This is a genomic window from Pseudomonas entomophila (assembly GCF_029478665.1).
Classification (GTDB): Bacteria; Pseudomonadota; Gammaproteobacteria; order Pseudomonadales; family Pseudomonadaceae; genus Aquipseudomonas; species Aquipseudomonas entomophila_F.
Genome location: NZ_JARPQB010000008.1, coordinates 113,932 through 125,597 on the forward strand (window position 1 = coordinate 113,932; position 11,666 = coordinate 125,597).

At 65.7% G+C, this 11,666-nt stretch carries 9 protein-coding genes; 5 read left to right on the forward strand and 4 right to left on the reverse strand.

What is annotated here, in order from left to right:
* Positions 1-2: 2 nt before the first annotated feature.
* The 4 genes from aceF (at position 3) to P5705_RS06100 (ending at position 6,091) form a co-directional block, all read left to right on the forward strand.
* The gene (gene aceF, locus P5705_RS06085) at positions 3-1,631 is read left to right on the forward strand and encodes a dihydrolipoyllysine-residue acetyltransferase (protein WP_277459993.1); all 1,629 of its coding nucleotides are present in this window, start codon (positions 3-5) and stop codon (positions 1,629-1,631) included.
* Positions 1,632-1,997: 366 nt separating this feature from the next.
* The gene (locus P5705_RS06090; RefSeq protein WP_277459994.1) at positions 1,998-4,691 is read left to right on the forward strand and encodes a putative bifunctional diguanylate cyclase/phosphodiesterase; all 2,694 of its coding nucleotides are present in this window, start codon (positions 1,998-2,000) and stop codon (positions 4,689-4,691) included.
* 113 nt (positions 4,692-4,804) lie between these two features.
* Positions 4,805-5,473 carry a peptide-methionine (S)-S-oxide reductase MsrA gene (gene msrA / locus P5705_RS06095; protein WP_277459995.1) on the forward strand — a complete coding sequence of 223 codons (669 nt, stop codon included), beginning with the start codon at positions 4,805-4,807 and terminating at the stop codon, positions 5,471-5,473.
* Positions 5,474-5,476: 3 nt separating this feature from the next.
* Entirely contained in the window at positions 5,477-6,091 is a 615-nt protein-coding gene (locus P5705_RS06100; protein ID WP_277459996.1) for a glutathione S-transferase, read from the forward strand.
* 189 nt (positions 6,092-6,280) lie between these two features.
* Here the strand turns inward: P5705_RS06100 and creD are convergent, their stop codons facing one another.
* From creD to P5705_RS06120, 4 genes are all read right to left on the reverse strand, one after another.
* A complete protein-coding gene (gene creD / locus P5705_RS06105) occupies positions 6,281-7,609 on the reverse strand; it encodes a cell envelope integrity protein CreD (protein ID WP_277459997.1) in 1,329 nt (442 codons plus the stop codon).
* Between the two features lie 196 nt (positions 7,610-7,805).
* A complete protein-coding gene (creC, locus tag P5705_RS06110) occupies positions 7,806-9,239 on the reverse strand; it encodes a two-component system sensor histidine kinase CreC (RefSeq protein WP_277459998.1) in 1,434 nt (477 codons plus the stop codon).
* Positions 9,239-9,919 carry a two-component system response regulator CreB gene (gene creB / locus P5705_RS06115; RefSeq protein ID WP_277459999.1) on the reverse strand — a complete coding sequence of 227 codons (681 nt, stop codon included), beginning with the start codon at positions 9,917-9,919 and terminating at the stop codon, positions 9,239-9,241. Before creB ends, creC begins: the two co-directional genes overlap by 1 nt.
* 157 nt (positions 9,920-10,076) lie before the next feature.
* Positions 10,077-10,577: an ATP-dependent zinc protease family protein gene (locus P5705_RS06120; RefSeq protein WP_277460000.1), complete on the reverse strand. Its 501-nt coding sequence runs from the start codon at positions 10,575-10,577 to the stop codon at positions 10,077-10,079.
* Positions 10,578-10,759: 182 nt separating this feature from the next.
* Here P5705_RS06120 and P5705_RS06125 point away from each other — a divergent pair, with 182 nt between their 5' ends.
* Positions 10,760-11,647, forward strand: coding sequence for an acyltransferase (locus P5705_RS06125; RefSeq protein ID WP_277460001.1), 888 nt, complete (start codon positions 10,760-10,762; stop codon positions 11,645-11,647).
* Positions 11,648-11,666 lie beyond the last annotated feature (19 nt).

The following is an 11,666-nucleotide window of genomic DNA, read 5'->3' on the forward strand; positions in this document are numbered from 1 at the left end:
AAGTGAGCGAACTCATTCGCGTACCTGACATCGGCAGCGGTGAAGGTGAAATCATCGAGCTGTTCGTCAAGGTCGGTGACCGTATCGAAGCAGACCAGAGCCTGCTGACCCTGGAGTCCGACAAGGCCTCCATGGAAATCCCGGCCCCCAAGGCCGGCGTGGTCAAGGAACTGAAGGTCAAGCTGGGCGACCGCCTGAAAGAAGGCGACGAGCTGCTGGTCCTGGAAGTCGAGGGCGCCGCTGCGGCGCCTGAGGCTCCGGCCGCCGCCCCGGCCCCAGCTGCTGCCGCTCCAGCGCCGGCCGCCGAAGCCGCCCCTGCGCCAGCAGCAGCCCCGGCTGCCGCCAGCGTGCAGGACATCCACGTGCCGGATATCGGCTCGTCGGGCAAGGCCAAGATCATCGAAGTGCTGGTCAAGGTCGGCGACACCGTCGAAGCCGACCAGTCGCTGATCACCCTGGAATCTGACAAAGCTTCCATGGAGATCCCGTCGCCTAGCGCCGGCGTGATCGAAGCCGTGCTGTGCAAGCTGGAAGACGAAGTGGGCACCGGCGACCTGATCTTCAAGATCAAGGCCGCAGGCGCAGCCCCTGCTGCTGCGGCTCCGGCCGCTGCTGCCCCGGCTGCCGCTCCTGCCCAAGCCGCCGCACCGGCCGCTGCTCCGGCGCCTGCCGCCGCCCCTGCGCCGGTCGCCACCGCGCCGGCTGCCGGCAGCAACGCCAAGGTTCACGCCGGCCCTGCCGTGCGCCAGCTGGCCCGTGAATTCGGTGTCGACCTGGGTGCCGTCGCGGCCACTGGCCCGCACGGTCGCATCCTGAAGGAAGACGTGCAGGTCTACGTCAAGGCCATGATGCAGAAGGCCAAGGAAGCGCCGGCCGCCGGTGCTACCGGTGGTGCTGGCATTCCGCCGATCCCGGCCGTGGACTTCAGCAAGTTCGGTGAAGTGGAAGAGGTCGCCCTGACCCGCCTGATGCAGGTCGGCGCCGCCAACCTGCACCGCAGCTGGCTGAACGTGCCGCACGTGACCCAGTTCGACTCCGCCGACATCACCGAGCTGGAAGCCTTCCGCGTTGCGCAGAAGGCCGTCGCTGAAAAGGCCGGCGTCAAGCTGACCGTGCTGCCGCTGCTGCTCAAGGCCTGCGCCTTCCTGCTCAAGGAACTGCCGGACTTCAACAGCTCGCTGGCACCAAGCGGCAAGGCGATCATCCGCAAGAAGTACGTGCACATCGGCTTCGCCGTGGACACCCCGGATGGCCTGCTGGTCCCTGTGATCAAGAACGTCGACCAGAAGAGCCTGCTGCAACTGGCTGCCGAAGCCGCCGCGCTGGCCGAGAAAGCCCGCACCAAGAAGCTCTCGGCCGACGACATGCAGGGCGCCTGCTTCACCATTTCCAGCCTCGGCCACATTGGCGGCACCGGCTTCACGCCGATCGTCAACGCGCCTGAGGTGGCGATCCTGGGTGTCTCCAAGGCCACCATGCAGCCGGTCTGGGACGGCAAGGCCTTCCAGCCGAAGCTGATGCTGCCGCTGTCGCTGTCCTACGATCACCGCGTGATCAACGGCGCCGCCGCCGCACGCTTCACCAAGCGCCTGGGCGACGTGCTGGGCGACATCCGCACCATGCTGCTGTAACCCGCTGTTTGCCTGCCTTCCCCCGGGAAGGCAGGTCCCCTTTCGAGCTGCCACGCTCGTACCTCAACCCCGCCAATTGGCGGGGCTTTTTTTTCCTGTGAGAACGCTGGGAGGGCTGCGCCCTCCTTTCGCGGCACAAGGCCGCTCCTACAGGGGGGGACGCGATCGCCTGTAGGAGCGGCCTTGCGCCGCGAACGGGGCGCAACGCGGCCCCACAATCCCAACGTAAAACTACAGATTCCCCCCCACCAGCCGACAACCTGCAGACAGCATCCCCCATGGCCGCTTGCCAGCCCATGGGACATGATGCAACCTTGCCCGATGCGCCGCTCTCCAGGCCGCGCCCCCTGTTCAAGCGAGTCTTCGATGAAAAGCCAACCCGATGCCGCCAGCCGTGTGGTGGCCGAGGTCGTCACGCAGCTCCCCGTGCCCTCGCGGCTCGGCATGCTGCGTTTCGAACGGCTCAACGAAGCCAGCTGGGCCATGCTCTACCTCGACCCCGCCTGTGACCGCCAGTTCGGCCTGCCCGCCGCTGAACTCTGCGCCCTGATCGGCTCGCCCTACGCCAGCCTCATGGAGCCGGAGGCGCGCTACAAGCTGCACGACGAGATCCAACGGCAACTGGCCCTGCGCGGGCACTACCGGGTGCGCTACACCCTGCACGCCAGCCCGCTGGCGCTGCGCCTGCTGGAAGTGGGCGAGAGCTACAAGCAGCACAACCGCCAGCTGCTGCGCGGCTACCTGACGGTGATGGACGACCAGCAAGACGAGCTGGCGGAACTCGACACCGACGACCTCGAATCGCGTAACAACCGCCTGCAACTGGCCCTGCAACTGAACCAGCGCGCCCAGCAGGAACAGCTCGAGCACCTGGAGCGGGTGCGCGCCCAGCAAGACCTGATCCTGCGCCTGGCCCGCCAGCGCTACAGCGTAGGCAACTCGCTGCTCGAAGCCGCCGAACTGATCACCCGCAGCGCCTGCGAGATCTACAAGGTCGACTGCGCCAGCATCTGGTACCTGAACGACCAGCGCCTGGAACCGATCAGCGCCTGGTACCGTAGCGAGCAGCAGCACCGCCTGCCGGAGGCGATCGACGCCAGCCGCTTCCCCGACTACCTCGACGCCCTGCACGCCAGCCGCGCCATCGATGCCCACAACGCCAGCCACGACCCGCGCACCCGCGAGATGGCCGAGTCGCTGTACAGCACCGACGACAACGCCATGCTCGACGCCAGCATCCGCATCGACGGCCAGGTGGTCGGCGTGCTGTGCCTGGAGCAGACCGGCCAGCCACGGGCCTGGCAGACCGACGAGATCGCCTTCGCCGGCGAGCTGGCCGACCAATTCGCCCAGGTGATCAACAACCACAACCGGCGCACCGCCGCCAGCGCCCTGCACCTGTTCCAGCGGGCCGTGGAGCAGAGCGCCAGCGCCTTCCTGCTGGTCAACCGCGATGGCGTGGTGGAATACGTCAACCCAAGCTTCACGGCGATCACCCAGTACAGCACCGAGGAAGTCCAGGGCCATCACCTGGGCGAGCTGCCGGCCCTGGAAAACCTGAGCGAGCTGCTGTTCGACTCGCCGTCGAGCCTGGCCATGGGCAACAGCTGGCAGGGCGAGTTCAAGAGCCGGCGCAAGAACCTCGAGCCCTACTGGGGCCAGCTGTCGATTTCCAAGGTGTACGGCGACAACCGCGAGCTCACCCACTACATCGGCATCTACGAAGACGTCACCCAGACCAAGCTGGCCCAGCAACGCATCGAACGCCTGGCCTACACCGACAACCTGACCAACCTCGGCAACCGCCCGGCGTTCATCCGTAACCTCGACGAGCGCTTCGCCCGCGACAGCAACACGCCGATCTGCCTGCTGCTGGTGGACATCGACAACTTCAAGCGGATCAACGACAGCCTCGGCCACCAGACCGGCGACAAGCTGCTGATCAGCCTGGCCCGGCGCCTGCGCAACAGCCTGAACAGCGGCGGCAGCCTGGCACGCTTTGCCAGCAACGAGTTCGCCGTGCTGCTCGACGACACCAGCCTGGAAGACGGCCAGGGCGTCGCCCAGCAACTGTTGCGCACCCTCGACAAACCCATGTTCGTCGACAACCAGCTGATCAACGTCACCGCCTCCGTGGGCCTGGCCTGCGCGCCGCTGCATGGCAGCGACCCGGCGACCCTGATGAAGAACGCGGGCCTGGCCCTGCACAAGGCCAAGGCCAACGGCAAGCACCAGGTGCAGGTGTTCACCGAAGTGCTCAACGCCGAGGCCAGCTACAAGCTGTTCGTCGAGAACAACCTGCGCCGCGCCCTGACCCAGAACGAACTGGAAGTGTTCTACCAACCGAAACTGTGCCTGCGCAGCGGCCGCCTGCTCGGGCTGGAGGCGCTGCTGCGCTGGAACCACCCCGAGCGCGGAATGATCCGCCCCGACCAGTTCATCAGCGTCGCCGAGGAAACCGGCCTGATCATCCCGATCGGCAAATGGGTGGTGCGCCAGGCCTGCCGCAAGAGCCAGGAACTGCGCGGGGCCGGCATGGGCAATCTGCACGTGGCCATCAACCTGTCGCCCAAGCAGTTCTCCGACCCCGAGCTGGTCGGCTCGATCGGCAGCATCCTCAAGGAGGAAGCGCTGCCGCCGCACCTGCTGGAGCTGGAACTGACCGAAGGCCTGCTGCTCGAAGCCACCGAAGACACCCACCGCCAGCTCGACGAGCTCAAGGCCCTGGGCCTGACGCTGGCGATGGACGACTTCGGCACCGGCTACTCGTCGCTGAGCTACCTGAAGAAATTCCCGATCGACATCATCAAGATCGACCGCAGCTTCATCAACGAGATCCCCGACAACCAGGACGACATGGAGATCACCTCGGCGGTGGTGGCCATGGCCCACAACCTCAAGCTCAAGGTGGTGGCCGAAGGGATCGAGACACCGGAGCAACTGGCCTTCCTGCGCCGCCACCGCTGTGACGTCGGCCAGGGCTACCTGTTCGACCGGCCGATCCCCGGCCGCGAACTGGCCGAGAAACTGCGCCGCTATCCGCGCGGGCCGATGGACTGACAGCGGCATAAAGCTCGGGCACTATAGAGACCATTCGGGCCCGTTCGCCGGCAAGCCGGCTTGCCGGCGAACGGGCCAACACCCATCCCACTGGAAAACACAGAGGAACGGCCATGGTCCTGCGTTCGGAAATCCTGGTGAACAAAAACGTCCTGCCCACCGCGGAACAGGCCCTGCCTGGCCGCGAAACCCCGATGGCCCTGCCCGAGTTCCACTACGTGTTCGAAGGCACCCCGCTGCTCGGCCCGTTCTTCGAAGGCGACATCGACTTCGCCATCTTCGCCCTGGGTTGCTTCTGGGGCGCCGAGCGCCGTTTCTGGCAGCACGAGGGCGTGGTCAGCACCGTGGTCGGCTATGCCGGCGGCTTCACCCCCAACCCCACCTACGAAGAAGTCTGCTCGGGGCTGACCGGCCACACCGAAGTGGTACTGGTGGTGTTCGACAAGAACAAGGTCAGCTACCGCGATCTGCTGACGATGTTCTGGGAGCTGCACAACCCCACCCAGGGCATGCGCCAGGGCAACGATGTCGGCACCCAGTACCGCTCGGCGATCTACTGCACCTCGCCGCAACAGCTCGAGGAAGCCAAGGCCAGCCGTGACGCCTTCCAGGCCGAGTTGAGCAAGGCCGGCTTCGGCGAGATCACCACCGAGATCGCCCAGGCACCGACCGTGTACTTCGCCGAGGCCTACCACCAGCAGTACCTGGCCAAGAACCCGGACGGCTACTGCGGTATTGGTGGCACCGGTGTGTGCCTGCCGCCCAGCCTGCAAGGTAACTGAGCCATGATCCTGTTCCATTCGCCGCTGTCGCCGTTCGTGCGCAAGGTCATGGTGGTGCTGCACGAGACCGGGCAACTCGACCGCGTGACCGTGCAAGGCGTCAACATCAGCCCGCTGAACGGCGACGATCAGCTCAACCAGGGCAACCCGATCGGCAAGATCCCTGCCCTGCGCCTGGACGACGGCAGCGTGCTGCACGACAGCCGGGTGATCTGCGAGTACCTCGACAGCCAGCACGTCGGCAACCCGCTGATCCCCCGCGAGGGTTCGGCGCGTTGGCGCCGGCTGACCCTGGCCTCGCAGGCCGACGCGATCATGGATGCGGCGGTGGCTTCACGCTACGAGACCTTCCTGCGCCCGGCGGACAAACAGTGGGACGGTTGGGTCGAGGCGCAGGGCGAGAAGATTCGCCGCAGCCTGATGAACCTGGAGCAGGCGCACCTGGCTGAGCTGGTGTCGGGGTTCGATATCGCGGCGATTGGCGTGGCCTGCGCGCTGGGCTACCTGGACCTGCGCCAGCCCGGCTTCGGCTGGCGTGAGCGTCAGCCCGGGCTGGCGGCATGGTATGCCGAGGTGAGTCAGCGCCCGTCGATGGTGGCAACAGCTCCCGTGGCCTGACACTCCGCCAGCGAGGGCTTCGCCCTCGTTTCGCGGCACAAGGCCGCTCCTACAGAATTGCGCAGATCCCTGTAGGAGCGGCCTTGTGCCGCGAAAGGGCTGCGCAGCAGCCCCTGCCTCATCACGGTCTGACAGGAAACAACAACCCGATTCGAGCGGCCAACCACCGTCCGATCTCTCTGTCCTCCCTCATACGCCCCTCCCCACCCGCGACCAGTCCAGCCGACGGGTCAGCACCATGAACACGCCCAGCAGGCCAAAGCACAGCAGCGAGCCCATCAGCAACGCATAGTCCTCGGCACTGAGCAACCCGTAGAGCATCGCGTACAACGCCGCCAGCCCCGCCGCGAAGCCAATCCCACGCCCCAGGCTGCGCAACACGTGAATCAGATAGAACCCAATCAGCAGTACACAACCCGATGCCGACAGCCCATAGGCCAGGCCGAACCCCAGGTGCTCGGACAGCGACAGCAGCAGCAGGTAGAAGAACGCCAGGGCCACGCCCACCAGGATGTACTGCACCGGGTGCACGCTGAGGTTCTTCAGCACCTCGAACAGGAAGAAGCCGGCAAAGGTCAGGGCGATGAACAGCAGCGCGTACTTGATCGCCCGCTCGCTCTTGAGGTACTGGTCCACCGGGTCGACGAAGCTGACGCCGAAGGCACGCTCGTTGAAGTCGCCGCACTTGCCGACAGTTGCGCAAAGGCGCACGACCTCTTCCAGGTTGGTGGCGAAGAACGACGTCTGCCAGTGGGCGCTGAAACCCTTTTCGTCAATGGCACGGCGGCTGGGCAGGTAGCTGCCGACGAAGCTTGGGTGCGGCCAGTTGGCGCGCATGTCCACGGTGGTGCTGCGACCAACCGGCAGCACCGCCAGCTGGCCAGTGCCCAGCAGGGCCAGGTCGAAGGCGTAGTCGAACTCGCGGGCCTTCTGGTCGCTGAACTGCGGCAGCGCCACATGCACGCCGCCAGGCAACCAGTCGACACCGCTACCGGCCTCGAATGGCAGGCGCTGATCGTCCAACGTGAGCTCCAGGCTGTTCTCGATACCGCGAATGTCGCTGATACCGACCATCAGGAACGGCTTGTCGAAGCGGTAATCGTCGTAGTCCTTGTCGATGCCCCAGCGCTCGGGCAGCTTGAAGCGGCCGCTGAGCTGGCCCTTGGCGTGGAACAGGCGCGCCTGGTAGATGCCGCGGGCGCGCAGCTCGGTATCGACGCCCATATCCATCGCGAAGGTTTCCGGCAGGAAGTAGAGATTGCCGTGCATCGTGGTGGTCTCCTGGACGCTCGTGCCGTCCTTGTCGATCCAGCGCCGCTCGTACTTGCGGTAGGGCACCACCAGCAGCGGCCCGCTGACCACCTGGTCGAAGCTCGAACTGGCGGCGATCTCGCCCAGCACGTTGTTGCGCAGTTGCTGCCGTTCGTCGATCAGGCCGCCGATCATCAGCAGGGGGATAAGCAGCAGCAGGATCAAGGTGCCGATCAGGCCGAGCTTGAAACCTAGGGTCTTGTTCATGGGGTGGGGCTCCGTTTGCGATGGGGGCAGTGTCTGCCCGCCGCATGGAGCCATCAGGGAGGGAATGTGGAGATTGTGTGGAGATCTGGCACGACATCGCCCCTGTAGGAGCGGCTTCAGCCGCGATGGCGCCAGCTCAATTCTCATGACTGACGCTATCGCGGCTAAAGCCGCTCCTACAGAGATGTACGTTGACTCAGCCGAGCCGTCGCGCCGGTAGCCACAGACGCACCCGCACCCCACCTTCGACGTTGTCCACCGCCAGCGCCCCGCCGTGCAGTTGCATCACCTCGTCGACGAAATTCAGCCCCAGCCCGGTGCTCTTGCGGCCCGTCCCGGGCCTGGGCAACGAGTAGAACCGCTCACTGACCCGCCCCAGGGCGTACTCGGGTATCGCCTGCCCCTGGTTGAACAAGCTCAGCGCCACCCGCTCGCCCGCCCGCTCCAATTCGAACAGCAAGGCGCCGCCCGGCGGGGTGAAGTCCAGTGCGTTGTCCAACAGGTTGGCCAACGCCTGGCGCATCAGGAATGGATCGCACCACAGCCGGGTGGCGACCGGGACACGCTGGCGCACCTGCAGGCCCGCCCCTTCGATCCGCACCGCATGGGCCAGCAGCAGCTCATCGACCAATGCCGCCAGCGCCACCTGCTGCTCGTCCTCCAGTGCCTGCATCTGCTCGACCCGGGCCAGGTTGAGCAGGCGTTCGATCATCTGCTGCAAGCGCTCGCTCTCGCGCTCGATATTGCCGGCGAAACGCGCTCGCTGTTCATCCGGCATCTCGCCCTGCAGCAGCTCGGAGGCGCCGCGAATCGCCGCCAGCGGGCTCTTCAGTTCATGGGTGAGAGTATGCACATAGCGCTCCACGTACGCCTTGCCCTCCAGCTGCGTGCGCATGCGCTCCACCGCCGTGGCCAACTGCAGCAGTTCGCCGCCCTTGTAGTGGGGCAAGGCGGCGCGCTCGCCCTCGCTGACCGCCTGGGCGTACTGGGTGAGCCGGCGCAGCGAGCGGGCCAGCCACCACGACAGCGCCGCCCCCACCAGCAACCCCAGTACGATGAGCCCCAGCCCGAGCGTCAGCAGGTGCTGCTCGGAGCGGTCGATGTACGGTTGCAGCGAACTGTTGGGCTTGGCCACCGTCACCACGCCGATGATCCGACCCTGGTCGAGGATGGGTGCCGCCACATGCATCACCGAGGTGCTTTCGTCCTCCGGATCACTGCGGGTGGACCGTGCGCCATATTGGCCACGCAGGGTCAGGTAGACATCGTTCCAGCGGGAATAATCCTTGCCCAGGTCCTGGCCGCTGGAGTCGAGCAGGACGATGCCCTTGGCGTCGGTGACGTAGATCCGGTGGCTGACCTGGTTCTTCGCCAGCCCCCAGATCTGCGCGCTCGGGCGCCGCTCGCCGTACAAGGCGAGCACCTGGGGCAGGCGGCTTTGGCCGAGGGTGCCGGCCTTGACGTCGTCGTGGAGGATTTCCGCCAGCAGGTTGGCGGTGTCCACCAGGGTTTCCTCGGACGACTGGCGCACCACCGGGCGGATCTGTTCGCGCACGGTGTTGAGCAGGAAATAGCCCGCCAGCCCGACGAACAGGAAGTACACCAGGAAGATGCGAATCCCCAGGCGCATCAGGCGTGCTCCGGGCTGTAGCTGTAGCCCAGGCCACGGTGGGTCTGGATCGCTTCGGCATCAGGCGCGACCAGGCGCAGCTTGGCGCGCAGGCTCTTGATGTGGCTGTCGATGGTGCGCTCGTAGCCCACGTCCGAGGCCACGCCCAGGCCGTCGAGCAGTTGCTCGCGGCTGAACACCCGCCTGGGTTGCTCGAGCAGGCATTGCAGCAGGCGGAATTCGTGGCGGGTCAGCGCCAGTGGCTGGCCACGGTAGACGATGCGCATGGCCAGGGTGTCGAGCTGGAACGGCGCAACGTCGGCGACAGGCTCAGGCCGTGGCGCCATGCGCTTGAGGATCGCCCGCACCCGCGCCGCCACTTCGCGCGGGCTGAAGGGCTTGACCACATAGTCGTCGGCGCCGATCTCCAACCCCAGCACCCGGTCGATCTCGGCGTCGCGGGCGCTGAGGAACATCACCGGCACCTCGCTGAAACGGCGCAGCTGGCGGCAGGTCTCGAAGCCGCTGATGTCGGGCAGGCCGATGTCGAGGATCACCAGGTCGGCCGGGCGCAGGCGCTGCTGTTCGACCGCGGCGCTGCCCAGCGACACCCATTCGGTGCTGTGGCCGTCGGCCTGCAGGGCGTAGACCAGGGTGTCGGCGATGGCGGATTCGTCTTCGACGATGAGGATGTGGGGCATGGCGTCCGGCCTTGCTAGGTTGAAGGCTGGACTGTGAAGCATATCCGGATGCCGGTGCAATCCCTGTAGGAGCGGCTTCAGCCGCGATAGCGACGGTCATGAGAACTGAGCTGGCGCCATCGCGGCTGAAGCCGCTCCTACAGAGGTTACGCAGTGCTTAACAGCCCGGGTTGCCCGCCGTGAACTTCTCGCGCGGGTCCACCGCCGCCTTGAACTTGCGCAGGGCCTTGGAACCGATCAGCAGCGGGTAGCGGAAATTGCTGCGGTCGACCAGGTTGACCTCCACGGTGCGCTTGACCTCGCCCAGGCACATCTCCAACTCGATCACCGGCCGGTGCGAGAGATCCGGCGTATCGCCTTCTTCCTCTTCCTCGGCACGGTTCTTGATCTTGCTGATGCGCGCCACTTCATGCTCGTAGACCTTGTCGCCGGCACCCTCGGTCGCCAGGCGGAAGCGCACCCACTCGTTGCCGTCACGGGTGAACATCTCGATATCCTTGGCCGACAGCGAGGCGGTCCAGGCACCGGTGTCCATCTTGGCTTTCAGGGTCTGGCCGATCTCCGGCAACTTGATGTTCTCGTATCGGCCGTACAGGGTCGGTTCGGCAGCCATGACGGGCAGCGCCAGGAGGGACAACAGGGCAAGCAGGGATTTCACAGGGCAGGCTTCCTTGAGAGGGGTCAGTGCTTAGACTGCGCAAGCAGGATAGGTTCGTTGTCACAGGCTAAACAACACAATGTGAAACATTTGTACCAATTAATGGACGTACGACGTTTGGCTAAGGCCCGTCCCCTGCTTATCATTGCCGACCGTTTACCTCACACCACAAGAGTCCCCTTATGCGTCGCCTGCTGACCGGCACCCTCACCCTCACCCTGCTGCTGCTCAACACCCTGGTGATGATCGGCCCGCTGCTGGTGTTCGCCCTGCTCAAGCTGGTGCTGCCCGGCCGTGGTCGCGACTATGCGTCGGCGGCGGTGATGTGGGTCGCCGAAACCTGGTCGGAAGTCGACAAGGTCATCTTCGCCCTGTGCATTCCCACGCAATGGGACATCCGCGGGGTGGACACGCTGCGCAACGACACCTCGTACCTGTGCGTCAGCAACCACCAGACCTGGGTCGATATCCCCGCGCTGATCGAAAGCCTCAACCGCCGGGTGCCGTTCTTCAAGTTCTTCCTCAAGAAGGAGCTGATCTGGGTGCCACTGCTGGGCCTGGCCTGGTGGGGCCTGGACTACCCGTTCATGAAGCGCTACAGCAAGGCCTTCCTCGACAAGCACCCTGAGCTCAAGGGCAAGGACCTGGAAATCACCAAGGCCGCCTGCGAGCTGTTCAAGCGCCAGCCGGTGACCGTGGTCAACTATCTGGAGGGCACCCGCTTCACCGAGGCCAAGCGCGAACAGCAGCAGTCACCGTACCGCCACCTGCTCAAACCCAAGGCCGGCGGCGTGGCCTTCGTGCTGGCGGCGCTGGGCGAGCAGCTCGATGCGCTGCTCGACGTGACCATCGTCTACCCCGGCAACAAGGCGCCAGGGTTCTGGGACCTGCTCAACGGCAGCATCAGCCGGGTGATCATCGACATTCGTGTGCGCGAGCTGGACCCGGCGCTGAGCGAGGGCGATTACGAGAACGACCCGGCGTTCCGCCAGGTGGTGCAGGGCTGGGTCAACCAGCTGTGGGTGGAGAAGGACCAGCGGATCGAGGAACTGCGCGCCGAGATGCGTTGACGAGGCGCTTCGCTCCTAC